28 protein-coding genes, 2 tRNA genes and 1 pseudogene are annotated in these 25,946 nt (G+C 68.4%); 15 read left to right on the top strand and 16 right to left on the bottom strand.

The features are described from left to right. Positions 1-69 precede the first annotated feature (69 nt). The 10 genes from GPX89_RS06475 to pgsA all read right to left on the bottom strand — a co-directional run bounded on the left by GPX89_RS06475 (position 70) and on the right by pgsA (position 9,776). A complete protein-coding gene (locus GPX89_RS06475; RefSeq protein ID WP_157355675.1) occupies positions 70-1,497 on the bottom strand; it encodes a sugar ABC transporter permease in 1,428 nt (475 codons plus the stop codon). Positions 1,498-1,534: 37 nt separating this feature from the next. Continuing rightward, positions 1,535-2,308: an ATP-binding cassette domain-containing protein gene (locus tag GPX89_RS06470; protein WP_157355673.1), complete on the bottom strand. Its 774-nt coding sequence runs from the start codon at positions 2,306-2,308 to the stop codon at positions 1,535-1,537. Positions 2,309-2,331: 23 nt separating this feature from the next. Then, positions 2,332-3,492 (bottom strand): sugar ABC transporter substrate-binding protein, encoded by a 1,161-nt coding sequence (locus tag GPX89_RS06465; protein WP_157355671.1) that lies wholly within the window; start codon positions 3,490-3,492, stop codon positions 2,332-2,334. 123 nt (positions 3,493-3,615) lie between these two features. Further along, positions 3,616-4,560 carry an NADP-dependent oxidoreductase gene (locus GPX89_RS06460; RefSeq protein ID WP_157355669.1) on the bottom strand — a complete coding sequence of 315 codons (945 nt, stop codon included), beginning with the start codon at positions 4,558-4,560 and terminating at the stop codon, positions 3,616-3,618. 68 nt (positions 4,561-4,628) lie between these two features. Then, positions 4,629-4,805 carry a hypothetical protein gene (locus GPX89_RS43735; RefSeq protein WP_198347279.1) on the bottom strand — a complete coding sequence of 59 codons (177 nt, stop codon included), beginning with the start codon at positions 4,803-4,805 and terminating at the stop codon, positions 4,629-4,631. A gap of 234 nt (positions 4,806-5,039) precedes the next feature. Then, positions 5,040-5,945, bottom strand: a complete 906-nt coding sequence (pspM, locus tag GPX89_RS06455) for a phage shock envelope stress response protein PspM (protein ID WP_328601563.1) — start codon at positions 5,943-5,945, stop codon at positions 5,040-5,042. Positions 5,946-6,977: 1,032 nt separating this feature from the next. After that, positions 6,978-7,814, bottom strand: a complete 837-nt coding sequence (locus GPX89_RS06450; protein ID WP_157355667.1) for a PspA/IM30 family protein — start codon at positions 7,812-7,814, stop codon at positions 6,978-6,980. Positions 7,815-8,002: 188 nt separating this feature from the next. Beyond that, complete coding sequence (locus tag GPX89_RS06445; protein WP_157355665.1) at positions 8,003-8,470, bottom strand: helix-turn-helix domain-containing protein; 468 nt, start codon at positions 8,468-8,470, stop codon at positions 8,003-8,005. Positions 8,471-8,551: 81 nt separating this feature from the next. Then, complete coding sequence (locus GPX89_RS06440; protein ID WP_328601657.1) at positions 8,552-9,046, bottom strand: CinA family protein; 495 nt, start codon at positions 9,044-9,046, stop codon at positions 8,552-8,554. A gap of 52 nt (positions 9,047-9,098) precedes the next feature. Next, positions 9,099-9,776, bottom strand: a complete 678-nt coding sequence (pgsA, locus tag GPX89_RS06435) for a CDP-diacylglycerol--glycerol-3-phosphate 3-phosphatidyltransferase (RefSeq protein ID WP_407939332.1) — start codon at positions 9,774-9,776, stop codon at positions 9,099-9,101. 120 nt (positions 9,777-9,896) lie between these two features. Here pgsA and GPX89_RS06430 point away from each other — a divergent pair, with 120 nt between their 5' ends. Beyond that, positions 9,897-10,439 carry an amino-acid N-acetyltransferase gene (locus tag GPX89_RS06430; RefSeq protein WP_157355663.1) on the top strand — a complete coding sequence of 181 codons (543 nt, stop codon included), beginning with the start codon at positions 9,897-9,899 and terminating at the stop codon, positions 10,437-10,439. Positions 10,440-10,487: 48 nt separating this feature from the next. Further along, complete coding sequence (locus GPX89_RS06425; protein WP_157355661.1) at positions 10,488-10,772, top strand: YciI family protein; 285 nt, start codon at positions 10,488-10,490, stop codon at positions 10,770-10,772. Between the two features lie 80 nt (positions 10,773-10,852). On the opposite strand, the gene GPX89_RS06420 is transcribed toward GPX89_RS06425, so the two are convergent. Continuing rightward, complete coding sequence (locus tag GPX89_RS06420) at positions 10,853-11,977, bottom strand: Gfo/Idh/MocA family protein (protein ID WP_157355659.1); 1,125 nt, start codon at positions 11,975-11,977, stop codon at positions 10,853-10,855. 104 nt (positions 11,978-12,081) lie between these two features. Here GPX89_RS06420 and GPX89_RS06415 point away from each other — a divergent pair, with 104 nt between their 5' ends. The 3 genes from GPX89_RS06415 to GPX89_RS06405 all read left to right on the top strand — a co-directional run bounded on the left by GPX89_RS06415 (position 12,082) and on the right by GPX89_RS06405 (position 14,409). Continuing rightward, the gene (locus GPX89_RS06415) at positions 12,082-12,672 is read left to right on the top strand and encodes a TetR/AcrR family transcriptional regulator (RefSeq protein ID WP_157355657.1); all 591 of its coding nucleotides are present in this window, start codon (positions 12,082-12,084) and stop codon (positions 12,670-12,672) included. Between the two features lie 77 nt (positions 12,673-12,749). Further along, entirely contained in the window at positions 12,750-13,910 is a 1,161-nt protein-coding gene (locus GPX89_RS06410; protein WP_157355655.1) for an asparaginase, read from the top strand. A 67-nt stretch (positions 13,911-13,977) separates the two neighbouring features. Continuing rightward, positions 13,978-14,409: a TIGR03668 family PPOX class F420-dependent oxidoreductase gene (locus GPX89_RS06405; RefSeq protein WP_328601562.1), complete on the top strand. Its 432-nt coding sequence runs from the start codon at positions 13,978-13,980 to the stop codon at positions 14,407-14,409. A 26-nt stretch (positions 14,410-14,435) separates the two neighbouring features. Here GPX89_RS06405 and GPX89_RS06400 read toward each other — a convergent pair whose 3' ends face one another. Then, positions 14,436-14,921, bottom strand: a complete 486-nt coding sequence (locus GPX89_RS06400; RefSeq protein WP_157355653.1) for an FKBP-type peptidyl-prolyl cis-trans isomerase — start codon at positions 14,919-14,921, stop codon at positions 14,436-14,438. Further along, positions 14,876-16,309, bottom strand: coding sequence for a glycosyltransferase 87 family protein (locus GPX89_RS06395; protein WP_157355651.1), 1,434 nt, complete (start codon positions 16,307-16,309; stop codon positions 14,876-14,878). The genes GPX89_RS06400 and GPX89_RS06395 overlap by 46 nt, the downstream gene beginning before the upstream one ends. 159 nt (positions 16,310-16,468) lie before the next feature. Between GPX89_RS06395 and GPX89_RS06390 the strand changes: the two genes are divergently transcribed. Beyond that, positions 16,469-16,729 carry a hypothetical protein gene (locus GPX89_RS06390; RefSeq protein ID WP_157355649.1) on the top strand — a complete coding sequence of 87 codons (261 nt, stop codon included), beginning with the start codon at positions 16,469-16,471 and terminating at the stop codon, positions 16,727-16,729. 55 nt (positions 16,730-16,784) lie between these two features. Further along, on the top strand, positions 16,785-17,786 hold the full coding sequence (locus GPX89_RS06385; protein WP_157355647.1) for a Gfo/Idh/MocA family protein: 1,002 nt from the start codon (positions 16,785-16,787) through the stop codon (positions 17,784-17,786). On the opposite strand, the gene GPX89_RS06380 is transcribed toward GPX89_RS06385, so the two are convergent. Both GPX89_RS06380 and GPX89_RS06375 read right to left on the bottom strand, forming a co-directional pair. Continuing rightward, the gene (locus GPX89_RS06380) at positions 17,734-18,084 is read right to left on the bottom strand and encodes a hypothetical protein (RefSeq protein WP_157355645.1); all 351 of its coding nucleotides are present in this window, start codon (positions 18,082-18,084) and stop codon (positions 17,734-17,736) included. The genes GPX89_RS06385 and GPX89_RS06380 overlap by 53 nt on opposite strands. Continuing rightward, positions 18,081-19,256: a hypothetical protein gene (locus GPX89_RS06375; RefSeq protein ID WP_157355643.1), complete on the bottom strand. Its 1,176-nt coding sequence runs from the start codon at positions 19,254-19,256 to the stop codon at positions 18,081-18,083. Before GPX89_RS06375 ends, GPX89_RS06380 begins: the two co-directional genes overlap by 4 nt. Before the next feature lie 314 nt (positions 19,257-19,570). On the opposite strand from GPX89_RS06375, the gene GPX89_RS06370 reads away from it, so the two are divergent. Further along, positions 19,571-20,530: an adenylate/guanylate cyclase domain-containing protein gene (locus GPX89_RS06370; protein WP_157355641.1), complete on the top strand. Its 960-nt coding sequence runs from the start codon at positions 19,571-19,573 to the stop codon at positions 20,528-20,530. A 185-nt stretch (positions 20,531-20,715) separates the two neighbouring features. On the opposite strand, the gene GPX89_RS06365 is transcribed toward GPX89_RS06370, so the two are convergent. After that, a complete protein-coding gene (locus GPX89_RS06365) occupies positions 20,716-21,555 on the bottom strand; it encodes a helix-turn-helix transcriptional regulator (RefSeq protein WP_157355639.1) in 840 nt (279 codons plus the stop codon). A gap of 86 nt (positions 21,556-21,641) precedes the next feature. Here GPX89_RS06365 and GPX89_RS06360 point away from each other — a divergent pair, with 86 nt between their 5' ends. The 7 genes and pseudogenes from GPX89_RS06360 (at position 21,642) to GPX89_RS06330 (ending at position 25,923) form a co-directional block, all read left to right on the top strand. Next, complete coding sequence (locus tag GPX89_RS06360; RefSeq protein ID WP_157355637.1) at positions 21,642-22,343, top strand: SDR family NAD(P)-dependent oxidoreductase; 702 nt, start codon at positions 21,642-21,644, stop codon at positions 22,341-22,343. Positions 22,344-22,450: 107 nt separating this feature from the next. Then, positions 22,451-22,975, top strand: a complete 525-nt coding sequence (locus GPX89_RS44345) for a hypothetical protein (protein ID WP_235946675.1) — start codon at positions 22,451-22,453, stop codon at positions 22,973-22,975. A 285-nt stretch (positions 22,976-23,260) separates the two neighbouring features. Next, positions 23,261-23,334, top strand: a tRNA-Leu gene (locus GPX89_RS06350). A 69-nt stretch (positions 23,335-23,403) separates the two neighbouring features. Beyond that, positions 23,404-23,479: transfer RNA gene (locus GPX89_RS06345), tRNA-Arg, on the top strand. A 186-nt stretch (positions 23,480-23,665) separates the two neighbouring features. Next, positions 23,666-24,325 (top strand): ABC transporter permease, encoded by a 660-nt coding sequence (locus GPX89_RS06340; RefSeq protein ID WP_235946673.1) that lies wholly within the window; start codon positions 23,666-23,668, stop codon positions 24,323-24,325. A gap of 73 nt (positions 24,326-24,398) precedes the next feature. Then, a pseudogene (gene mtnK, locus GPX89_RS06335) lies at positions 24,399-25,322 on the top strand (S-methyl-5-thioribose kinase); the annotation flags it as partial. Positions 25,323-25,659: 337 nt separating this feature from the next. Continuing rightward, positions 25,660-25,923 (top strand): GlsB/YeaQ/YmgE family stress response membrane protein, encoded by a 264-nt coding sequence (locus GPX89_RS06330; protein WP_157355635.1) that lies wholly within the window; start codon positions 25,660-25,662, stop codon positions 25,921-25,923. The last annotated feature ends 23 nt before the right edge of the window (positions 25,924-25,946 follow it).

Raw genomic sequence — 25,946 nt, 5'->3', positions numbered from 1 at the left:
GCGCCTCCTTCGTCCGCAATCGCCACGGCCCGAGCTCTTTCGATCACCGGGCCGGGCGATCACCTCGCCTTACCGGCCCGTGACCGCCACGCGACGTCGCGACAGCGCGTCCACGGTCGCGGCCAGCAGCAGCACCAGGCCGGTCACGATGGACACCACCGCGGCCGGTTGCTGCAGCAGCCCAAGGCCATTGGACACCACGGCCAGCACCGCTCCACCGATCACGGCGTCGGCCACCCGGCCCCGGCCGCCGAACAGCGAAGTGCCGCCGATGACCGCCGCGCCGACCGCGAACAGCAGGGTGTTGAGCCCGCCCGCCTGCGGATCGACCGAACCGACCTTGGAGGAGTAGACGATCGCGCCGACCGCGGCGCACGAGGAGCTGATGACGAAAACGCTTGCCCGCAACTGGGTCACGTTGATGCCCGCGCGTCGCGCGGCCTCCGCGTTGCCGCCGACCGCGTAGATGTGACGGCCGTAGGTGGTGCGGGTCAGCACGTAGGTGCCCGCCACCAGCAGCACCAGCACGATCGGAACCACATACGGCACACCGGAGATCACGATCAGCTTGCTGGGCGAGCGGTTGACGGTGAGCAGCGCGGTCACCACGATCGCGAACACCACCAGCGCCGACACCTTCGCGACCACCAGCGGGGTGGGCGAGGTGACCAGCCCGCGCCTGCGGCGCAGGAAATGCCCGCCGAGCGTGACTCCGGCATAGCCGCCCGCCGCCACCACACACAGCAGCCAGCTTCCGACCGTGGACAGATTCCCGTTGGCCACCTCGTTGAGCACCTTCGAGGAACTGATGCCCAGCACCCCGCCCTCGCCGATGAGCTGCAGGATCACGCCCTGCCAGGCCAGGAACAAGGCCAGCGTCACCACGAACGACGGCATGCCGATCTTGGCGATCAGGAACCCGGTGATGGAACCGATGGCCGCGCCCACGCAGACCGCGAACAACATCTCGATCCACGGATTCGCCTGCAGCCCCAGCACCGTCAGCAGAATCCCGACCAGCGAGAACGCCACACCCGGCCAGATCCGCATCAGTCCCGCGAGGACCGCCGCCAAGACCAGCAGCGCGATGAAGATGAAGAACACCGTGGACCCCATGCCGTTCAACAGGTTCCCGTTGTCCACGTAGTGCATGGCCAGCACCGCGGCCGCGACACCGGAGGCCGTGCCCGCCGACAGATCGATCTCACCGATCAACAGCACGAACACGATTCCGATGGCGATGATGGTCTGGCCCGCGCCCTGCGCCAGCAGATTGGCGATGTTGTTGAGCGAGAAGAACACGTCCGACATCAGCGAGAACAGCACCACCAGCGCGATCAGGCCGAGAATCGCGGGTAGCGAACCGATCTCGCCGCCGCGTAGGCGGGCGGCGTAGTCGCGCAGGGCTTCTCGGGTCGACAGCGTCGTGGTGTCGATCCCGAAGTCGGTGACGGCGGTGCCCGATTCGGCGGCCGTCGATTCCGAAACATTGGTCATGTCAGTGGATTCCTTGCTCACAGCGCCACAACTCTTCTCACAACGCCACGGCCTCGGGCCGGGCCAGGCCCAGATCGCCCGAGCGGCCGGCGGTGATCAACTCCACCACCTGGCCGGTGGTGACATCGGCGGTCCGCACCTGCGCGGCCATCCGGCCCAGGTACAGCACCGCGATCCGGTCCGCGACCTCGAACACGTCGGCCAGGTTGTGGCTGATCAGCACCACCCCCAGCCCCTGCTCGGCCAGCCGGCGCACCAGATCCAGCACCTGCCGGGTCTGCGCCACGCCGAGCGCCGCGGTCGGCTCGTCCAGCATCACCAGATTGCTGTTCCAGAGCACAGCTTTCGCGATCGCCACGGTCTGGCGCTGCCCGCCGGAGAGGGCTGCGACCGGGGTGCGCACCGACTTCACGGTGCGCACCCCCAACGAGGCCAGGGTGCGCCGCGCCGCCTCCTCCATGCTCGCCTCGTCCAGCAGCCACGGCTTGCCGCGCTCCCGGCCGAGGAACATATTGGCCACGATGTCGAGGTTGTCGCACAGGGCCAGGTCCTGATAGACGACCTCGATGCCGAGCGCCGCCGCGTCCTTGGCGCCATGCAGGTGGACGGGTTCACCCCGGAAACGCACCTCGCCGGAGTCGGCGGCGTGGATTCCGGCAACACATTTCACCAGCGTGGATTTGCCCGCGCCATTGTCTCCGACGAGTGCGGTGACCTCTCCCGCCGGCACGGTGAGGTCCACGTCGTGCAGCACGTGCACCGGCCCGAAACTCTTGTTCAGCCCGGTTATTTGGAGCAGCGGCTCACTCATGTTCTCTTCCCTCGGGATCTATCTCAGGAAATGCCCAGATCGGTGCAGGCCTGCTTCACGTCACCGGAGCAGACATCGGCCGCCTTCACGAAACCGGCATCGATGACCTGCTTGACCTCGGTCTTGGTGATCAATTGCGGCTGCAGCAGGACGGATTTCACGTCCCGCTTGCCCTTCGGGTCCTTGCTCACACCCACCGCCAGCGCATCCGCGGACGCCTTGTCGCCCTTGGCCAGCGCCACGGCGAGCTTCGCGGCGGCATCGGCCTCTTCCTTGATGGGCTTGAAGACCGTCATGTACTGGTCGCCGCGCAGAATCGACTTGAGGCCGTCGACGGTGGCGTCCTGACCGGTCACCGGCACCTTGCCGTTGAGGCCGTTCTTCTTCAGCACCGTGATCACCGCACCGGCGAGGCCGTCATTGGCCGCGACCACACCGTCGACCTTGCCGCCGTTGCCGGTGAGGATCTGCTCGAAGGTGGTGCCGCCCTTCTGGTTGTTCCAGTCGTCGATGGCCTGGCTGCGCACCAGTTTCAGCGCGCCCGAGTCGTAGAGCGGCTTGAGCACCGTCTCCTGGCCGTCATGGAACAGGGTGGCGTTGTTGTCGGTCGGCGCGCCCTCGATCTCGATGACCTGTGCGCCCGGCTTGTCCTTCAACGCGGTGGCCAGGCCCTGGCCCTGCAGTGCGCCGACCTTCACATTGTCGAAGGACACGTAGTAGTCGGAGGATCCGCCCAGGTTGAGGCGGTCGTAGTCGATGGTCGGAATACCGGCCTTCTGCGCCTTGGCGGCCACCGCGCCACCGACCTCGCTGTTGATCGAGGCGATGATCAGCACCTTCACGCCCTTGGCGATCATGCCGTCGGCGAGGGTGGTGAACTTCTGGTTATCGCCCTGCGCGTTCTGCACGTCGGCGGCGAAACCCGCGTCGCCCAACGCCTTCTGCAGCAGCGGCTTGTCGAAGGACTCCCAGCGGGCCGAGCTGGCCGTTTCGGGGAGGATGACCCCGACCGTGCCATTGGCCCCACTGCCCGTTGGCGCGTTCGAGGAGGAGTTGCCGCCGCCGGAGCTGGAATTGGATCCGCAGGCGGTAATGGTGAGCAGGCCGGACAACGCCAGGGCAGCGGCGACGCAGGCCCGTCGGCGTCCGGACTTCTTCGGCGGGAGCGCGCTTTTCGTCCTCATCAGGATGACCTTTCACGGCGGCGGTCACTGGGTGTGACCACCAACACGGCATATGTTGTGGGCAACAACATATGCCGTGCGGGCCAGTCATATGGGACGTTTCGCCAAATAGGTTGCGCCGGTTCAGGGCAGCAGGATCACCTTGCCTCCGGCGTGCCCGTCCATCACGAATTCGTGCGCGGCCGACGCCTCGGACAGCGGAAACGTCTTGGCGATCGGGAGATCGAGCTTGCCCGCCGACAGCAGCGGCAACAGCTCGCGCCACGCATTGCCGCGGATCTCGGTGCCCGGGTCGGCGCCCGGACCCATCCCCAGCACCTTGAACCCGTCGGCCGCGGCCCGGCCGAAGGCCACGATGGACGCGATCCGGTTGCGGTCGGGCACCAGCGCCAGCGAGACGTCGACCGCCTCATCCGTGCCCACGGTGTCGAGGGCGGCGTCGATTCCCTTGGGAGCCAGCGCCCGCACACGATCGGCGAGCCCGGGCCCGTAGGCGACCGGCTCGACGCCGTAGGCGCGCAACCGTTCGTGACGGCCCGGCGAGGCCGTGCCGATCACCCGCGCGCCCCGCGCCACCGCCAATTGCGCGGCCAGCGCGCCGACACTGCCGGCGGCGCCGTGCACCAGCACGGTGTCCCCCGGGCCGACGCCGGCCGCGACCAGCATGTGCACGGCGGTGCCGCCCACACTGAGCAGACCCGCGGCCTGCTTCCACTCCACGTCGGCGGGCTTGGGCACCACGCTCGCGGCCGCGGCGTCCACCGCCGAGGCGTAACCGCCCGACACCTGCGCGATCACCTCGTCTCCGACCGAGATCGGTCCGGCGGGACCGACCGCATCGGGGCCGACCGCGGTGACCACGCCCGAAACCTCCAGGCCCGGCCGGATCGGCAGCTTGCTCGGATCGGTGCCGAACGCACCGCTGTACACCTTGTAGTCGAATGGATTCACCCCGGCCGCGCGGACCGCGATGGTGACCCGGCCCGGCCCCGGTGCGGGCACCTCGACCTCGACGAGCGACAAGACTTCCGGTCCACCGTAGGCGGTGGCGACGACAGCAGTAGCCATGCGGCGATTCTACGAAAAAAGACCGCCCGCCCCGGCGATCCGGGGCGGGCGGTCCTTTCGGGCATCCGTCAGTACTTGCCCAACGGCGACTTGTTCTTCGAACCCGACACCGCCTTGTACAGCACATACAGACCGAAGATGACCGCGCTCACCAGCAAGAGCGGGAACAGCACCTTGATCAGCCATCCGAGCACCGCGAACGCGATCCACACGAGGACGACGATGCCGAGGATCTTCCAGAACATTCCAACCTCCTAAGTCTCCGAACCGCCGTCCGCGCGATCCGACACCATCCATACTGCGTCGCCCACCTGAGAAAATCACCAGGTCAGCAGCGATATCCGGGGAAGAATCAGGGTTCACCCCGAGACCGCCGGGGCTATCCTCCGGAGCCACGCGAGGTCGAAACACCCTGACCTGCGCCGGGACCCGACGCAGCCGGACCCGATCGACAGCTGCAACCAGACCCGGCCGACGGCTCAGGGATTCGCGCGAAAACGCTGGTCGGCGAGATCGGTGAGTGCCTGCGCCCACCCGTCGAGCCGATCGGCCGCATCCCGCAGATTGACCATGGCCCACCCCAGATCGTCGGCCACCGCCGCACTCTCCGGCACCGCGAGCACCCGCGCCGCCGCGGCCACCATGCCCTCGTATTCGACGACCCCGCCGTCCAGGCGGATGGAAACGGCCCGAACATGCTCGCCCAGCGGCGAATTCACGCCCAACGCCCCCGATGCGCGCTCCATCGCGACCACATCCTGCGCCAGCGCATGCAATGCGGCCGCACCCGACGCGGCCGTCTCCAGGGTGTCGGCGAGATCGTCCTCGGGCAGTCGTCCGGAACGCGCTATCTGCGAATGCAATCCGTGCAGCGCCCGCTCCGCCTTGACGAGCCGGGCGATGGAGGCGCGTGCGGCGGACCGAATCGGCGGCAGCTTCCTGGGCACGAACGTCGCCTGCGGCAGCGGCTCCTTGCGCATCTCCAGATAGCGCTTCGCGGTCACCGCGGTGCCCGTGACCAGTGCGACGGCACCGCCGCCGACCACCACCACGGCCCATGCGGGCGCGGAAATCAACACCAGCCCAACGGTTCCCGCCGTGGTCAGCCCCGAAGCCGTTCCCAACCGGAAACTCCGCCGCCGGGCCCGCCGCCGCTTCCGCAGTTCCCGCTCACGAGGATCGGCCCACTTCCGCACCGCCACCAACGCCTGCTCCCCCACCCCACGCAAGGTGTCCGGCAGCCGCTGCGCCAACTCCTCCGGCTCGAACCCGGTCGGCGCCAACACCTCCCGAACCGCCTCGGTCGCCCGCTCTCGCCTGCGCCGCTTCTTGCCGCCACGCCCACGACCGATCGACTCGGCCGAACCGGATGCCGAATTCCTCACAGGGTTACCGAATCCGGGCGCGGCGCCGCGGTTCCGGCCAGGATTTCCGTAGCCCTCCGAGGGCAACGGACCTGCCATACCGGCTTCGGACCCGAGTACCGGCCGCGTACCGTCGGGCTGACGACCGAAATCACCAGGCGCGCCACCGGTCCGGCCTCTGTGAGCGCCGGCCCCGGGCGTAGTATCGGCCGCACGCGAGGGCCGAGGGTGACCCGGCGGTGTCGTGTCGAAACTGCCGGCACCCGGGGCCTGTCTCACATCCGGACGCGCATCGCGGGGTGCGGACCGCGACGTTGTCGCGCGGGTCGCCGACGGAATGCCGGAATATCCAGCGGCATCGAAAGTCTGGTTCTCGGCCGCGCTCGGGCCGACCACCGAGGGTGACCGCGGCGGCGAGTGTCTCGGGGACGGCGCCCTGTCACTGGAAGTCTGATTCGCCGCTGTCCGCGGCTGCTCCGATTCCATCGGGCCAAGATATCCGGGGGCACCGACAACCTGATTCGGGCCGAGGCGCGAATCGCGGGGCGCTGCGGCCGAGAACGGTACTGTCGCGCCTTCGGCTGGAGCCCAGTCCCAGGGCGCTGCGGTGGACGTATCCGCGTGGCCCGCTCTGTCGGCCGCTGCCGGGGTTACGGATTCCGGAGCCGCAGCGTCTCGCTTGCGCCGGAACCTGGTGGGTCGAGCCGATTCGCTGACGGGCGCACCGATCGGTCCCGAGGATGGCCGGGACGCGGCGGACGTCGAACTCCGTTGCGGCACGGTCGTATCGGAGCCGGGTCGTCCATTCACGGGCTCGGGGGCAAAGCCTCGGCCGGGTTCGGTACCGGCGGGCGGCAGGGAAGCGGTTCCCGGGGTGAGGGAGTCGGGCACTGTCGACGGCTGCGAAGTTGCCAGTGGAGGGAAGACCGGCGGGAGGCCCGGGATGGGGTCCGGGGTTTTCGTCTTGGATCGGCGTAGGAAACGCGCAGGGGAGGTCGCGGGACTGTGGTCGGACCGCGATCTCCCCATCGTGCACTACCTTTCGCGCAGCAGTTACTGCTGGGCGGCCTGGCCCTTGTTGAAGTTGGGCTGGGTGGCAGGCTGGGCGGGCTGGCCCTGCTGCTGGATCTGGGGCTGGGCGGCATTGCCGCCGGCGGGGAGGGCGTCGCCGCGCATGGAGGCGCGGATCTGCTCGAGGCGGTTGTGGCCGGCCATCTGGACGCTGGCCTGCTGGACCTCGAGCATGCGGCCCTGCACCGAGTTGCCCGCGAGCTCCGCCGCGCCGAGGGCGTTGGCGTAACGGCGTTCGATCTTCTCGCGCACCGCGTCCAGGCTGGGGACCGCGCCGGGCGCGGAGAGGGTGGAGTCCATCTGCTGCAGGGAGGCCGAGACCTGCTCCTGCATCTTGGCCTGCTCGAGCTGGGACAGCAGCTTGGTGCGCTCGGCGACCTTCTGCTGCAGCAGCATGGCGTTCTGCTCGACGGCCTTCTTGGCCTGGGCGGCGGCCTGCAGCGACTGGTCGTGGAGCACCTTGAGGTCCTCGACGGACTGCTCGGCGGTCACCAGCTGCGCGGCGAAAGCTTCTGCGGCATTGGTGTACTGGATGGCCTTCTCGGTGTCGCCCGCGCCGCTGGCCTGGTCGGCGAGCATAACCGCCTGGCGCGCATTGGCATTGAGCTTCTCGACCTCGTCCAGCTGGCGGTTGAGCTTCATCTCCAGCTGGCGCTGGTTGCCGATCACCGACGCGGCCTGCTGCGAGAGGGCCTGATGCTGGCGCTGGGCTTCCTCGATGGCCTGCTGGATCTGAACCTTCGGATCCGCATGCTCTTCGATCTTCGAGTCGAAGAGGGCCATCAGGTACTTCCAGGCCTTCACGAACGGATTAGCCATCGATTGATCCCGCCTCCATATGACGTGCCGCGCCCCGTAGCGCGACAAGTAGTGCGCGACCGTCGCGCACCCCTGTTGTCCCTATAACCCGCTGTGCAACGGCCGTTCCGGAGACTTCGGCCACAGGACGACGTCTCCGGAACGAAGCCTACAGAGAATTTATCCCTTTCGGCTTCGGAGCACAGCGATCACTTGGCGGCCACCAGCACCAAACGATCCGACTTCGGGGCCGGAATCACAATGCGGGGGCCGAACGTACCGTCGGCGGCCATCACCATCTCGCCGTCGCCGCCCTTCGGGGAGACCTTCGCGGCGACCTTGGCCAGGCCGGTCTTGGCGGCGACCTTGCCGGTCGCCAGGCTCGCGGTGGCCTTCTCGTTCGCCAGCGCGGCGGCCTTCTCGCTCGCGAGGGAGGTGGCCCGGTCGGCGTCGGCCATGGCGGCGCTCACATCGAAGAGCACCTGCGACAGCGGCACATCCAGGGCCTGGCAGATGGCGGCCAGCAGTTCACTGGACGCCTCCTTGCGACCCCGTTCCACCTCGGACAGGTACCCCAGGCTCACCCTCGCGGAGGTGGAGACCTCACGCAGTGTCCGGCTCTGGGTGACCCGAGCACGACGCAGGCTTTCCCCGATCGCTTCTCGCAGCAGCGTCATCTCGTTCTCCTCACACTCGTCTCGCCGGACCCAGCGTTTGACTGGACAACGTCCGACGTCGGTCGCGCGTTCCCGGCCCCTTCACTCGCCCCTGACGGAGCGGACGAGTTCGGTGACCGCGGCGCGAACCGCGCCCACCCTGATCGTCCACCGGTCCCCCGACAACTTCAACCGAAGTACCTCGGTGGACTGTGGACCCGCTATACCAAGAAATACCGTGCCGACCGGTCGTCCGTCCTGAGGTTCGGGTCCGGCGACCCCGGTGAGTCCGATTCCCCAGTCCGATCCGCAGCGCCGGCGCGCCCCGACCGCGAGCTGTTCGGCGGTGCTCGCGGCCACCGGACCATCGGTGGCCAACGTGTCCGCACTCACACCCGCGAGGGATTGTTTGAGGTCGGTGGCGTAGACGATCAGTCCACCCCGCAACACCGCGCTCGCGCCCGGAATTCCCGCGATGGTGGCGCTGAGCAGACCCGCGGTCAGCGATTCGGCGGTAGCCACGGTCTGCCCGGCCTCGACCAGAGCGGCCACCAGCTCACCGGCGGGGGCGGAGGTGACGAGCGGGTCGGGCGGGATGGGTCCGGCGGTCGCTACCCGCGACAGCGCGCCCTCGATGTCGGGCCGGACCCTACGCGGCACGACTGCCGCCCGGCGACCCGAACCAGAGGCGGGCCGCTTGCACGACGTAGTCCAAGCCGGTGACGACGGTCAGCACGACCGCCACGTACATCAAGTCCATTCCGGCCGAAGCGAATCCGCCCGAGAGCGGCAGCAACAGCACGGCGATGGCGACCGACTGCACCAGCGTCTTGAGCTTGCCGCCCCGGCCCGCGGGAATGACCCCGCGCCGGACCACGGCCAGCCGCAGCAGGGTGATCCCGAGTTCGCGGGCCACGATGACCAGGGTGATCCACCACGGCAGATCGTGCAGCATGGACAGGCCGATCAGCGCGGCGCCGATCAGCGCCTTGTCCGCGATCGGATCCATCAGCTTGCCGAAGTCGGTGACCAGACCGTACTTGCGCGCCAGCTGCCCGTCGATGCGGTCGGTGATGGCGGCGACGCCGAACAGGCCGGCGGCGATCCAGCGCCAGGAGGTGTCGTGCCCGCCGCTCGCGAACAGCGCCATCAGGAACAGCGGCACGATCAGAATGCGCAGCACGGTCAGCACATTGGCGATATTCATCAATGGCACCGCCGCGGGTTCCACTACGGCCTCCGCGCGCGGGGAAGATATATATCCGGGTCCCGCCGCCGGACCGGCGTCGGTCCAGCGACCTTCGAGTTCCTCAGGCTGCACGGTCACCAGCGCCCCCAACAGCCGTCATGGCGGCCATGGTTCCCGGGCCATGCCGGAATGCGGGGGGACTGGATGTGTGACACACCGACAAGCCTATCGGTAGGTGGGCCGACTACTGTGCACCCCATGACAACACGGGCACATGAAGGTGGATCCATCGACGGGCAGGCGGCGATCGCGCCGGTCGTCCGTCGAGCGCGAACCTCCGATGTGCCCGAGATCAAGAAGCTCATCGACATCTACGCCGGCCGGATCCTGCTCGAGAAGAACCTGGTGACGCTGTACGAGGCGGTGCAGGAATTCTGGGTCGCCGAACGCGACGGGGTGGTCCTGGGCTGCGGCGCGCTGCACGTGCTGTGGGCCGACCTCGGTGAGGTGCGCACGGTCGCCGTGCATCCCGATATCAAGGGCACGGGCGCGGGGCGGCTGCTGGTCGAGCAGCTCATCGCGGTGGCGCGGGAGCTGCAGTTGAAGCGGCTGTTCGTGCTGACCTTCGAGGTCGACTTCTTCGCCCGGCACGGTTTCGCGGAGATCGAGGGCACGCCGGTGACCGCCGAGGTGTACGCCGAGATGTGCCGGTCCTACGACACCGGTGTCGCCGAATTCCTGGACCTGTCCTACGTCAAGCCCAACACGCTCGGGAATACCCGAATGCTGTTGACGCTCTGACCTTTAGACCCAGCACTCCGTACACCTTCGATCAGGGAGCGATCGCCCATGGCCGTTTTCGCCGTCCACTATGTCTATGCCGCCGCCGAGGCCCCCGGCCGTGACATCCACCGCCCCGACCACCGCGCGTGGCTCAACAACCTCGTCGACGAGGGCACCGTGCTCACCAGCGGCCCCTACCCGGACGGCACGGGCGCGCTCATCCTGGTCCAGGAGGACTCGCTCGACGCCGTGACCAAGCTCTTCGAGAACGATCCCTTCGCCCGCGAGAACCTGCTCGCGGACAAGCGCATCGTGGAGTGGGTGCCGACCATGGGCGCTTTCTCCTCCTGAGCACCGCCACCTCGAAGCCCCGCCCGGTCCGATCGGGCGGGGCTTCGTCGTCGCAGGCCGGTCAGGTCGTCGAATACCGGTCAGGCCGGGAGGGGTTCGCGGGCACCGGATTCGGCGCTGCGGCGGATGGCGTCGAGGACGCGGTGCATGCGCAGACCGGTTTCGAAGGACGGGACGGTGTGCTCGCCGGTGCGAATGTCCTCGGCGAGGCGGGCGTAAAGCCTTGCGACGTTGCGGGATTCGACCGGCAGGCTCGCGATCGGCTCCGGATCGGCGGGGGTCAGGTCCTGCCAGGCGCCGCCCGCGCCGCGGGAGGCCAGCAGGTTCAGGTCGCTCATCTGGATGCCGCCCGCGTGCAGGCCGGGCGCCCCGGAGGCGGTGTCGTTGGCGAGAACCAGATCGCCCTCGGTGCCGGAGATCTCGATGCGGGTGTGGGCGTTGGTGAGTTTGGCGTCGTGGAGGTGGGCAGAGACCGGCAGCGCGCCTACGCGGGCGTTCAGCAGGAGATGGTCCGGGCTGGTGACGCGCACCCGCTCGCCCGTTTCGATCACGGTGTTGTGAGGGTTGCGGATGGCCAGGTCGGCCGAGAGTTCGGTGAGGTCGCCGAGCAGGAATTGCAGCGGGTCGAGGGTGTGGCCGCCCGCGACTTCCAGGAGTCCGGCGGCGTTCTCGCGCTCCAGGGTGTAGGCCGCCCACTGCGGGATGCGGCCGCCCGCGCCCTTGCCGCGCGAGGAGTAGACGGTGGCCGAAACCGGCTCGCCCACATGGCCTTCGGCGAGCAGCTGACGCGCGCGCAGCACCGCCGGGGCGAAGCGGGCCTGCAGGCCCACGACGTGATGGCCGGGCGCGGAGGCCGTCGCGGCGACCAGGGCCTCGGCCTCGGAAGTCGTTCGGGTGAGCGGCCATTCGGAGTAGACGTGCTTGCCCGCGGCCAGGGCGGCGCTGATCAGTTCCGCGTGGGCGGGGACCTTCACGGTGATCACGACCAGATCGACCTCCGGATGCGACGCCAGCTCGTGCGCGTCGGTGAAGGCGTGGTCGACGCCGAAGAGGCGGGCCGCCCGATCGGCGCTCTCGCGGCGGCTGGTGCCGACGGCGGTGAGTTCGAAGTCCGGCAGGGCGCTCAGGGCCGGGATGTGGGCGCGGGAGGCCCAGCCCCGGTCGGGGCTCGCGCCGATGATTCCCACGCGGATGGTGTCGGACATCGTTCACTCCTTCGCACAGCATCTTTCACAAACGGACTCTCGTGGTCCGTTTTTGACGCTAGCCAAGCGGACTCCGAAAGTCCACTTTTGTTAGAGTCCAGGTCATGACCGCCGTCGACCGCCTGCTCGCCCGCGAATCCGGGCCGACTCCCCGCGCCGACGCGCGCCGCAATCTCGAGCGGCTGGTCACCGCGGCGCGCTCGGCCGTCGCCGAAACCGGCGTGCACGTCACCGCCCAGGAGGTCGCGCAGCGGGCGGGCGTGGGCAAGGGGACGTTCTATCGGCGAGTGCCCTCACTCGAGGCGCTGTTGCAGGCGGTGCTGGAAGAGGTACTCGACGAGGCCATCGCCGCCGCCGACCGGGCTCTCGCGAACCCCGACCCCTGGCTGGGATTCATCGAATTCGCGACCGCGTACGTCAATTTGCGAAAAGAAAGCTGTGGCGTGAACGACGCCCTGGGCGGAGCGGGCAGCTGCGATCTGGAGCGATGCCTCGGGGACATCCGCGAACGACTGCGCGAATTGGTCGGCCGGGCACAGACAAACGGCACCATGCGCTCCGATACCAGTTGGGAGGACGTGGCTTTCCTTTTGGCCGGGGTCGCCACCGCCGAGAGCACCATCGGCCTCCGGGCCGCGCCCGACCAATGGCAGCGCAATCTGCGTATCGTGTTGGAGGGCCTGCATTCCAGGTAGCGGGACATTTGCCTCTGCACTGCCATTTCGTTTTTCGGGAAGGATCGATTACCGACAGGACCCGAAAGGACATCGCAATGCCGCGGAAATCCGTTCTTCGTCTCGCCGGTCTCGTGGTCGGCGCGGCGCTCGTGGTCACCGGATGCGGTGGCAATTCCGGCGATTCCGCCAACAGCGCCTCGACCCCGTCCGCGACCTCCGCCCAGGCGGCCCCGGGCAAGACCGACGACGCCGCGGCCCCGGCCCCCGGCACCCAGCCGCGCATCGCGATTCTGGCCACCGGCGGCACCATCGCGGGCAAGGCCAATGCCAATTCGGCGGTCGGCTACACCGCGGGCGAGGCCACGGCAAAGGATCTGATCGACGCGGTTCCCGGCATCGACAAGATCGCCAAGCTGAGCGCCGAGCAGATCTCCAATATCGGCAGCCAGGACATGAACGACGACGTCTGGGTGAAACTGGCCGACCGGATCAACCAGCTGTTCGCCCGGAACGAGGTCGACGGCGTGGTGGTCACCCACGGCACCGACACCATCGAGGAGACGGCGTTCTTCCTGGATCATGTCGTGGCCAGCGACAAGCCCGTCGTGCTGGTCGGCTCGATGCGTCCCTCCACCGCGTTGAGCGCCGACGGGCCCGCCAATTTGCGCTCGGCCGTTCAGGTCGCGGCCTCCCCCGCGGCGGCTGGACGCGGCACCATGGTCGTGCTCAACGACACCATTCACGGCGCGAGCGACGTGACCAAGACCAACACCACCAGCGTGCAGACCTTCGTCTCACCCAATTCCGGCCCGATCGGCCATGTCGACGCCGCCGCGGTGACCTTCACGGCCCCGCTGCCCAAACAGCCGCGGCTGACCTTCCCGGTGCCGGGCAGCACACCACTGCCACGTGTGGACATCATCTACTCGCACGCGGGCATGAACGCCGACCAGGTCAACGACGCGCTCGGCCACGGCGCGAAGGGCCTGGTGCTGGCCGGGGTCGGCGACGGCAATACCTCGAAGGCCGTGGTGGACGCGCTGAGCAAGGCCGCGAAGAGCGGTGTGGTCGTGGTCCGTTCCAGCCGCGTCGGTTCCGGCTCGGTGGTGCGCAATGCCGAACTCAACGACGACGACCTGGGCACCGTCTCCGCCATGTATCTGAACCCGGCCAAGTCCCGTGTTCTGGTGCAGTTGTTGCTGGCGAACGGCATCACCGACCCGGCCAAGGTCCAGCAGGACTTCGCCGACTGCTGAGCGATCCCGAGCTCTGCGGACTCGACCGCCGGCGCCCCGCGGTCACCGGCGGTCTAGCGTTCATGGCGTGCGAACGGACGCAGCCACCGCTCTGTCGAGGTTTCGTGCCGCGCGGGTCGCCCGCCTCGGCACCGCCGACACCACCGGGCAGCCGCATCTGGTGCCCGTCACCTTCGCCGTCTCCCCCACCGACGCACCGCTTCTCGTGGTCATCGCCATCGACCACAAGCCCAAATCCACCACTGATCTGCGCCGACTCCGCAATATCGCGTCGAACCCGCGGGTCTCGGTGCTCGCCGACCACTACGACGACGACTGGACCCGGCTGTGGTGGACACGCCTGGACGGCACAGCGGAAATCCTCACCGCCGCACCGGCTCTCGCCGACCCCCTGGGCTGGCTCACCGCCAAGTATCCGCAGTATCGAGCCGTACCCCCGACCGGTCCGGTGATCCGGATCGAGGTGGAGGCGATTCGAGGCTGGGCCTACTCGGAGTGAGACACCTCTATATGGGGTGAGTCAGCTCAGTGCTCGTGGTCGTCGTCGCCGTGCGGGTGGCCGTGGGCGAGCTCGTCTTCGGTGGCGTCGCGAATGTCGATGACCTTGACCTTGAAGTTGAGGCGCAGGCCGGCCAGCGGGTGGTTGGCGTCGATGGTGACCTCGTTGCCGTCGACGGCGGCGACGGTGACGATCTGGGTCTCGCCGTCGGGCGCCTCGGCCTGGAATTCCATGCCGACCTCGAGCTCGTCGACACCCTCGAAGGCGTCGCGGTCGACGGTGCTGACCAGTTCGGCCAGGTACTCGCCGTACCCGTCCTCGGGCTCGACGACGACCTCGATCTCGTCCCCGGCGCTCTTGCCCTCCAGCGCCTGCTCGAGCCCGGCGACGATGTTCTCCGCGCCGTGCAGGTAGACCAGCGGCGCGTCGCCGACGGACGTGTCCAGCACCTCGCCGTCGTCGTCGGTCAAGGTGTATTCGATGGAAACGACCTTGTCAGCGGCAATCGACATGGTTGAGCCTTTCGCGGAGGAATTCGTACCGGGCCACAGTATCGCCTGATGACCACAGCGCTCGTCACCAGCTGCACCAGCACGAAGCAGCCCGCGTAGATCGGCACCGTGACGTAGGCGAACCACACCGAATTGTCGGGTCGCGGCATCATGAACAGCCCGATGCCGATCGGGTGCGGCGAGTTCTCCATGGGCGGGCGGTCGGTGAAGGTCCACCACCAGCTGAAGCCGATGAGGAAGACCCCGGCCGGGGCGAGCCACGCCCAGCGGTTCTCGGCCTCGCGCGCGTACTGCCAGGCCAGAATCGCCAACGGCATCAACCACACCCAGTGGTGACCCCAGGAGAAGGGCGAAGCGCACGCCGAGGTCATGCCGACGAGCGTGACCGCGAGCAGCTCCCGGCCGGCTCGATGGGCCAGGACCGCGGCGGTGAGCCCGAGGGCGAGGACCGGGATCAGGGCCAGCAGCCACATCCAGGTGGGCGGCTGGTAGATCGTCCAGCCGGCCGCATCGGAGCTGTATCGCCCGACGTCGAAGAACCGCAGTAGCTGCGCGAGCAGGCCGTTGACGGACTGGTTGCCCGGGGAGTCGACGGCTCCGACCCGACCGGCGGAGGTGACCTGCCCACGCCAATACGAGTAGGCGTCGTCGGGGCGCAGCAGGAAACCGAGTCCGATGGTCGCCGCGAAGGTTCCCGTGGCGACGCCCAGGCCGCGCCACTGCCGGGTGCAGGCGAGATAGACCAGGAACAGGGCGGGCGTCAGCTTGATCCCGGCGGCGATGCCGACACCCACGCCGCGCAGTCGCGCCGAGGGCGGGCGGGTGAGATCCCAGATGATCAGCAGGATCAGGAAGACATTGATCTGCCCGAGCCAGAGGGTGGTCCGCACCGGTTCGAGCACACTGCAGATCACGGCCGCCAGCAGCGCGAATGACCAGGTGCGCAGCGTGTTCCGGTAGTTCAGGAGCAGCAGGCAGCGCCCGGCGAGCAGGACCAGCGCCAGCATGGTCGCCAGCGCCCACAGGAGTTTGGCGTGCACCAGGGTGATCACGGTGAGCGGAACGAAGACCAGGGCCGCGAACGGGGTATAGGTGAACTCCATGCCGAACACGACGGGTCCGTCGTAGAGACCGGTCCGGTCACGGAAGACCGCGCCGCCCGCGCGATAGACCTCCAGGTCGAGGCCGTTGGCGAAAAGCCCGTAGAAGGGATTGTCGATCGGAATCGCGTACACGTGCCACAGCACCGCGGCGACGGCGAGGATGACGCCCACGACCAGCATGCGGTCGGTGACCGAACGTTCTCCGGGCAGCACCGCATCGCGGTCGATATCGCCCTGTTCACCGGTGGCGACCGTCCGCGAACTTTCATTAGCCCCCACAACCATTCGACCACGATAGCCAACGCCTCCCGCCGCGCAACGTAATGGCGGTGCGACACATCGATTCTGAGCCGGGCGACCACACCGGTCGCCTCGTTTCCCTCCAGCCACACCCGGGTACTCCGGAATCGGGAGCCGCCATGACAGAGCCGAGGGAGATTCACGATGCCCGACAGCCGCGCCCTTCCCGTCACCCAATCCGAAGCACCCGAAACGATTCTCGACGGCGTCGATTGGCCGGGGCCGCTGCTCCTGCTGCTCGGTGTCGCACTGCTCGCGTGGACCATGGGCGACAACGACGCCGGTATCAGCCTGCGCCTGCTCGGTGTGCTCGCGACCGTGGTCAGCCTGGCCACCGGATTCGCCTGGATCGCCGTCGAGCACCAGCGCTTCCGCGCCTCGAGCGAGAAGGAACACCACCGCTGAACCTGGTGCGAACCAACAGCATTCAACAGCGGCCGGGGGCTGTTAGTGTCGGCCGATGAACGACGATACGCACGCCCGGCTTCGCATCGGAATCCTGGGTGCGGCCGCCATCGCGCCGACGGCGCTGGTCGGACCGGCCGGCCGCAACCCGGAGGTCGAAGTCGCGGCGGTCGCGGCCCGGGATCGCGGACGGGCCGAGGAGTTCGCGCGTAAACACGGCATCGGGCAGGTGTACGACAGTTACGAGGCGCTGGTCGCGGCGCCCGATCTCGACGCGGTCTACATACCGCTGCCGAACGGCCTGCACGGGCGCTGGATCCGGGCCGCGGTGGCGGCGGGCAAGCACGTGCTGTGCGAGAAGCCCTTCACCGCCGATGCCGAGGAGGCGCAGCAGATCGCCACGCTGGCAGGCGAATCCGATCGGGTGGTGATGGAGGCGTTCCATTACCGCTATCACCCGCTCACGCGTGCGGTCGAGAAGATCATCGCCGCAGGGGAATTGGGCAAGCTGGTGCGGGTGGAGACCGCACTGTGCTTTCCGCTGCCGAAGTTCACCGATATCCGCTACGACTACGGGCTGGCGGGCGGGGCGCTCATGGACGCGGGCTGCTACGCCGTGCACATGGCGCGCACCTTCGGCGGTGAGGAGCCCGAAGTCGTTGCGGCGCAGGCCAAGCTGCGCGATCCGCGGATCGACCGGGCCATGTCGGCGGAGTTGCGGTTCCCGTCCGGGCACACCGGGCGGATCCGGTGTTCGATGTGGTCGTCGGATCTGGTGCGCATCGCGGCCACGGTCGTCGGGGAGCGCGGGCGGCTGCGGATCCTGAATCCGGTGGTGCCGCAGCTGGGGCACGTGCTCGCGATGCGCACCGAATCCGGGCGTCGCCTGCGGACTTTCGGCCGTCGCGCCTCCTACGACTATCAGCTGGACGCCTTCGCGGGCGCGGTGCTGCGGGGCGAGCCGGTCCTCACCACGCCCGATGAGGCGGTCGCGAACATGAGCGTCATCGATGCGGTGTATCGGGCGGCGGGACTGCCGTTGCGGCAGCCGAGTTGAGATCGGACTCGAGCGGTTCCGACGAATCGTCCTCGCGCAGTGCGTGGTTGATGGCCCAGGCCACGGCGCGGTAGGCGAGGTAGCCGGGGACGAGGGCCAGCAGCACGACGCGCAGCGCGATCACGACGAAGGCGACGATCAGGTATTCGAGGCTCACGCCGTCGGGGGAACCGAAGCCGTGCCGGTCCGACAGTGCCGCCAGAATCAGGCGGAAGGCGAAGTACAGCACGGTCAGGATCAGCGGGATGCGCAACAGCCGCCGGGCGGCGAGCACTCGCGGGGTCCGGAGCAGTCTCATCGCGCCAACTCCGGGCCCGAGGTGAGGAACGCGAGCAGCAGGGCATTGCCGATCGCTCCCCCGTTCGCGAAGCGCACGCGGTTCCCGCTGCGCAGTGGCGAGCCGGTGAGGTCGACGGTGCGGTACACGCGGGTGAAGATGTCGCGGCGGCCGAAGGCGCGGGCCGGGGCCAGCGCGAAGGCGGTCGCCGAGACCGAGATGCCGAGTACGACCGGGCCGCTGTCGATGTCGCCCGCGCCGTCGTAGCCCTTGCCGTACTCGTGAATCGCGCTGAACCCGAAGATGTTTCGCTCCTGGCGGAAGAATCCGGACGCCAGTTCGCGGGCGATGCCGCGGTCGGCGAATCCAGCGAAGTAGGCGGCCAGTCCGGTGCCCGAGGCGCGCGGGGCGTCGTGTGCCCGCCCGTCGACGCCCACGCGCTGCCACACCAGTCCGGTGGCCCGATCGATCTGCCCCGCGCGCACCTGCCGCGCCCAGTGCGCGAGCACCGCGGAGTGATCGGCGCCGGTCGCGCGGCCGTGCACCGCGATCGCGGCGGCGACGGCGGCCACATCGGTCGGATAGGCCTCGCCCGGAAGGGTTTCCAGCAGCGCGGTCGGGGAGGCGAGCAGTCGCCGCTCGTAGGAGGCGACCAGGGCGTCCTGCTGGGCGGCGAGCTGGGCGGGGAACGCCGGGTCGACCAGCCGCGCCATCCCGAGCGCGAGCGCCGGGTAGGAGAGATAGGCGTGCCCGTGCGGGCCGTCGAGGACGGTGAGCCCGTCCTCGCCATGCCAGGCCGCGGTGAACGCCTCGCGGAGTTCGGGGCGCAGGGTCTTGGCCGCCGCGCGAGTCGCGATGGGGGCGTAGCGATCTCGCCAATCGGGGTGGGCCAGCACGACTTGCGCGAGCCCCTGCGCGGTCATCTGGTGTGCGAGCAGTCCGTACATTCCGTCGAGCACGCCGCTCGCGCCGCTGGCGCGCCGGTGATCGTCCTCGGCTTCGAAGGCCACCAGTTCCTCGGCGAGACCGCGCACGCGTGCGGCGTCACCGTAGAACCACGCGTCGGCATCGCGCCCACACCACCAGCTCGGCACCAGGGCCGCTACCACGACCGCGACCAGCAGTCCGAGCACGATCGCCAGCGGTCCCCGGAATCTCTGCACACGGCGCACCGCACCGCTGGAACTCCCCATGCCCCGAACCTACCTGCACGAGACCGGGAGCCGTCCGGGCGCGGCGCCGGGCCCGGACGGCGTGCGGGTCACAGGCCGTTGTGGCGGCGGTATTCGATCGCGTAGGCGAGCTTGCCCGGCTCGGCGTCGGAGTAGGGCTTGCACAGTTTGGCGAATTCGCCCTTCGGTGGCGGGGTTTCCGGCGTTCCAGGCGGTGAGCGCGCCGAGCTGGGCGGCGGTCTTGCCCTCCGACAGCGGACGTCCGCTGTTGTCTCAGCCAACTCTGTGTGAACTCGGCCTGTTCGATCGACCGGCCCGCGTGCTGTACTGGCGCGATGATCGAATCCGGGGAACGGGCCGAGGTGGTCGGCGCGGGCGTCGAAGAGTCGTTGCTGGGCGGGCCGCGGCGGTACACCCGCACACAGGTGGCCGAGTTGTCCGGGGTACCCGTCGAGCGGGCCCGGAAGTTGTGGGTGGCGTTGGGTTTTCCGGCCGCGGCCAGTGATGACGACGTGGCCTTCACCGACGCCGACATCGCCGCGGTGCGGGCCTTCACGGCGCTGGATCCGATCGCGGGGGCCGGTGAGCCGAGCCAGATCGCGGCGGCGCGCACGCTCGGGCAGGCGATGGCGCGGCTGGCCGAATGGCAGGCGGATCTGATCCGGCCCAACCGCGCGGCCACCGACCACACCATCGAGGTGCTCACCGGGCTGCAGGAGTACGCCTGGCGGCGGCATCTGGCCGCGGCGCTGGGGCGCTCGACCGAATCCGACGGCACCACAAGGCAATTGCTCGTCGGTTTCGCCGACATGGTCGGCTACACGCGCCTGTCGCGTCACCTCGACCTCGACGAGCTGACCGACCTGCTCGACGCCTTCGAGACCACCACCACCGAGGCGATCACCGACCACGGCGGCTGGGTGATCAAGAACGTCGGCGACGAGGTGATGTTCGCCGCCGAGAACGCCCACGACGGCGCGCGCATCGCACTGGCCATGCATGTCGCGATCACCCGTGCGGCGCAATCGATCCCGGACATGCCGCAGATCCGGATCGGCATGGCCTACGGCCCGGTGCTCACCCGCTTCGGCGACCTCTACGGCACGGTGGTCAATGTGGCCGCCCGCCTGACCGGCATCGCCCGCCCCGGAACGGTGCTGCTCGACGACGGAGCCGCCGCGGCGCTGGAAAACGACAACGACTTCACCCTCCGCCACCTGCGCAGCGTGCGAGTCAAAGGCATCTCCCGCCTGCGTTCCCACGTCCTGCGCGAACGCAAGCGCCCGAGCCGATGACCACCGGCAACTCCCCCACCCCCGCAACCGTTTAGGCGGGCCCCACCCCACGCCGGGCCCGAACAGCAAATCTATCCGCCCTCCGAGCAACCACAGGGCATAGAACACGCCACAAAGGGGACTTCCCGCGCCGGTGACCAGTAAGGCTCCGCGGCGAATTGCCACACAGGGCAATTCGGAACGCGCTAACCGACCGTGGTGTGGGTGTCGAGAGCGGTCAGCAGGGAAAGGCGCTGAGCGTCCTCGCTGCCCGGTTCGGCTGTGTCGATCATGATTCGGAGGTCGGGGCCCGCGACGGTGAGGACGGCGCAGTCGAGGGTCAGCGGGCCGACGGTGGGGTGGTCGATGGTTTTGATGGTGGTGTCGTGACCGGAGACGACGCCGGATTCCCAGAGTTCGGCGAAGCGGGGGCTGTGGGTGCGGACATCGGTGATCAGTTGGCGTAGGCGGGTATCGGCGGGGTAGCGGGTACCGGCGGCGCGCAGGTCGGAGACCAGGGCGGTTTCGAGGGATTCGAGAGTGTCGGGGGTGTAGCGGCCCACCGAGCCGGGGGTGACGAAGTGCCGCCAGACGCGATTGCGGGCGTTGCCGTGCCAGGCGGTGGTGTCGCCCAGGATGGCCTCGCAGGCCGGATTGGCTTGCAGCAGTGTCCAGGAGGCGTCGAAGACCGCGACCGGGATGCCGATCAGGTGCTCGACCATGCGCTGGACCGCGGGCGGGATGACGGTCGGCACCGTGCCGGATTCGGGGAGGGCCAGCCCGGCCAGCCGATACAGGTGGGCGCGTTCCTCGGGCGTCGACCGCAGGGCGCGGGCCAGCGACTCGACCACCTGCGGTGAGGGATTGGAGGCCCGGCCCTGTTCGAGCCGGGTGATGTAGTCGACCGAGATTCCGGCGAGCAGGGCCAGTTCCTCGCGGCGCAGTCCGGGTGCGCGGCGCGCGCCGTTCGCGGCCAACCCGGCGGCGTCGGGCGAGACCTGATCGCGCCGGCGCCGAACCGCTATTCCGAATTCCGCTGTGCCCATGGGCTTCATTCTGCCTGCCTGGTATCGGCGGTCCCAGGAAGAAGAGGGGGCTGGTTGATCTTCGCGCACGCTGCGAATGTGAGGTTATGACAACGACACTCATCACAGGGGCCAACAAGGGCCTCGGATTCGAATCCGCCCGCCAACTCGTCGAGGCCGGGCACACCGTCTACCTCGGCAGCCGTGACCTCGAGCGCGGCCGCCTCGCCGCCGCACAGATCGGCGCGCGCGCCGTGCAATTGGACGTGACCGACGACGCCTCGGTCACCGCCGCCGCGGAACTCATCGACGCCGAGGGCGGACTCGACGTCCTGATCAACAACGCGGGCATCGACCTGGAGCGCAACGGCACCATGGACCTGGCGGACGTCACCGCCGACATGATGCGAACGGTCTTCGACACCAATGTCTTCGGCGTAGTCCGCGTAATCCACGCCTTCCTGCCCTTCCTGCGCAAATCCGCCGCCCCGGTCATCGTCAATGTCAGCAGCTCCCTGGCATCCATGACCCGCGCCACCACCCCCGGCACCGTCGGCTACACCTACCCCGGCCTCACCTACACCTCCTCCAAGACCGCCCTCAACCGAGTCACCGTCCAATACGCGAAAGCCTTCCCCGACCTGCGAATCAACTCGGTCGAACCCGGCTACACCGCCACCGACCTCAACGCCAACACCGGCACCCAAACCGTCGACCAGGGCGCCGAGATCATCGTCCGCATGGCCCAGATCCCCCAGGACGGCCCCACCGGAGGCTATTTCGCCGCCTCGGGCCCCTTGCCGTGGTAACGGGTCCGATGGCATAAGGGCGCGCCGTTTCACCACCGACGGCATCCGGCTCGCTACCATCGAGACAGTTACTTCCGGTAACGAGTGTCCGCGATGAGGGGAGCACGATGAAAAGCGTTTTGCCAGCCGCGATCTCCGCCGCATTCATCGGCACGGCGCTGGCGGTCGCCGCGCCCGCCACCGCCGACCCGGGCGACGCCTGCCAGCTCGGATGGTCGAATGTCGGCCCGCGCACCTGCGCGAAGAACGACTTCAACCTCAACCCGGTATTCACCCTGGGCAACGGCGTGTGCGTGGGGATGCTGTCCACCGGAGGCACAGCGTTCGACGGCCCCCTCTACCAGTACTCCGAGGCACCCGGAGCCACCCACTCCGTCGTATTGCGTATCACCCAGGGCTTTTCCCCAGTAGGCGAATGGGGCCCGCAGCTGCTGGCCTGCGATGTGACCGCGGTCGTGGATTGGCGCAACCTCGACACCGGTCAAACCGGCACCGTCACTCAATTCATCCCCGCAGGCCAGCGTTCGACCCCAGCCATCGTGCTCGCCGAAACCGGCCCCGGCCGAGTCTCCCTCACCGTCCGAACCGACCGCCCCAGCCTCCCCGCCTCCACCGAAGTCGTTGTGCCGTAGAACATCCCGAGCCGATATTCGCCGATCGGGGATCCTTCCCCGAAAATCGTTTTACTGCCGCCCGACCGCATTGCTACCGTTTGTGCGACATCGCAACCCGACGACAGAAAGGCGGACCCCGTGACCGTGCTGATCCAGCGCCCCTCCACATTCGACTTCGCCCGCCTTCTGCGCGTCCGTCTCGGCGTTCGGAGCGTCACCTAGCGGTCTCGGCACCCCCGACCCGCCAGGGCCGCCTCCGACATCCGACCGGAGCGCGGCCCTCTTCATATTTCCGTACCCCATTCCCTCGTAGCCCAATCGGTAGAGGCGGCGTCTTCAGGTGGCGTCAAGTGTGAGTTCGAATCTCACCGAGGGAACCGACCTATCCAACCCCGCGCACCTCAGTGCCGAGTAGATGTCAGCGCCGACATCCGTGCGGGGTTCGAGTGCCCGTAGCTCAGCGGAGAGAGCGCCTGCCTACGAAGCAGGAGGCCGAAGGTTCGAATCCTTTCGGGCATACCACCTTTCGATGGAGGGTGGCGCAGTGGGACGCCACCGGAGACGCCGTGCTCGGCCGGTCGCTGTGTGGGAGCGGTCAGAGCAGGATGGTCGGATTGTCCGGGTCGCCGATGCGGGCGAGGAGGGTCGGCCGGTTGCCGGCGCGGACGGGGAGGTCGACACCGAGCGCTCGCAGGCGAGCCGAGGTCGATGCGGGGGTCGGGGTGGATCACTTCCAGTCCGAGCAATGGCACCTCGGGCAGTTCGACCGCCTCCACCGTGACCGTCAAGTTCGGGGCGATCGCCGTTCTGGTGGTGCTGGTCGTGGGCGCGCTGGCCGGGCTCGGTAATGCCGCGCTGATCGTGTTGCTGAAAGTGCCCGACATGCTGGCCACACTGGGCACCATGTTCGTGATTCAGGGCGTGAAGCTGATTCTCGTTGACGGGCAGTCGATTTCGCCGGGGATGACGATGTCGGGCGGGGCGACCGCGCCGGGCCGGTTCACCTCCGGCTTCCTGGCCATCGATCGCGGCAATGTCTTCGGGATCCCGGTGTCGGTGCTGGTCTTCGCAGTGCTGACGGTCCTGGCCTGGATCTTCCTGGCCCGCACCCGGTGGGGCCGGATGCTGTACGCGATCGGCGCGAACCCGAAAGCCGCTCGGCTGGCGGGGATTCGGGTGGGGGCCTACCGGTCGCTGGCGTACGTGCGGTCGGGGTTGCCGGCCTCGGTGGGCGGCATGATCCTGGCCGCGCGGATCGGGCAGGGCGATGTGTCCGCGGGCGCCTCGCAACCCAATCCACCGATCAGGGCAACACCGTCACCTCGGACGGCACCGCCGCGAACGCCGCCACTCCGGCGCCGACGCTGAGTCCGGGTAGGCACGCGCCTCCGCGTCGGCACGCGTCGGACTCAACGGCCACGATCTCCGGCGCGAGCGAGCTCACCGCACGGTGCCCATCGTCCACGGCTATGACGAGGCCAACTACGTACTGGTCATGGAGGATCTGTCGGATCTGCGGGTGTTGCGGACGGTGCTCAACGAGGGCGGCGGTTGCGGGGCGGCCTCGACGGCGATCGGCGTCTTCGTGGCCCGACTGTCGTTCGCCACCAGTGATTTCGGCCTGTCCTCGGCGGAACGTAAAGCGCTGCTCGCGGAATCGGTGAATCCCGAGCTGTGCAAGATCACCGAGGATGTGGTGCTGTCCGAACCGTATCTCGACCATGAACACAATCATTGGCATCCGGACCTGGACGATATCGCCGCCGAATTCCGCGCCGATGCCGAATTGCGCACGGAAGTCGCCGACCTTCGCCATCGATTCATGTCCCATGCCCAGGCATTACTGCACGGCGATCTGCACACCGGCAGCGTCATGATCGGTATCCGTGAGGACACCGAGGTGTTGCGCGTCTTCGACCCCGAATTCTCTTTCGTCGGCCCGATCGGATTCGACCTCGGCCTGTATTGGGGAAATCTGATCGCCGCCGAATCCCGCGCCCGCGCCCGCGGCGATCTCGGGGATCACGGCATGCAACTCGAATCCACCTGGACGGCTTTCGAATCCGAATTCCGCCGCCTCTGGCCGCGACGCGTCGACACCTTCTTCGACGACGGCTACCTCGACCGCTTCCTGACCGGCGTCTGGCAGGACTCCCTCGGCTTCGCCGGCGCGGAACTGATCCGCCGCATCATCGGCTTCGCCCACCTCACCGACCTCGACACCCTCCCCGACGCCACCGCCGCCCGTCACGCCCTGCGCATCGGCCGCGAACTGATCCTGCGCCGCACCACCCTGAACTCCCCCGCGGACATTCGCGCACTCGCCGAGCGGCTCGCCGCGGTGGATGCGACCGTCGGCCCCTGACCAGGGGCCGACGTAGAGCTCCCCCTAGTGCTGCGTATTCGCGTACGCGGATCCCGCACTCGCCAGGCCGGCCGCCTGACCGAACAAATTGAAGAGAACGCCGAGAACTCCACCCATGGTGACCTTGTATTCCTCACATGCGATTTCGTGACGGACCTTTTGATCCGACCATCATCGGTATCACAAGCCCACCCTCACCTGCACCGACCTGAATCAGTCGGCGAATCGGTCACCGGAATGCGCGGGTTCGGCCGAAAGGCGTGTCATTGTCCGATTCCCGCCGATGAACGAGCGACCATAGGCGTCGATAACCGGTATCGGACTGGTAGGAGACACCATGCTCGCACTCGGCTTTTTCGGTTGGATCATCATCGGCGGCCTGGCCGGTTGGATCGGCAGCAAGATCATGGGCACCGACGCCCAGCAGGGCGTGATCCTCAATATCGTCGTCGGCGTGGTCGGCGGCCTGCTGGGCGGATTCCTGCTGAAGCTGGTCGGCGTCGACGTCCAGGGCGGCGGCCTGATCTTCAGCTTCCTCACCTGCCTGGCCGGCGCGGTCCTGCTGCTTTTCATCGTCGGCAAGGTAACCGGCCGCCGCTGACCGGCGGTCGACCACCCGTGCCG

The organism is Nocardia terrae, assembly GCF_009760405.1.
Taxonomy (GTDB): Bacteria; Actinomycetota; Actinomycetes; order Mycobacteriales; family Mycobacteriaceae; genus Nocardia; species Nocardia terrae.
Note: the sequence above shows the minus strand (reverse complement) of the source record. Positions and strands in the feature narration are given on the sequence as shown.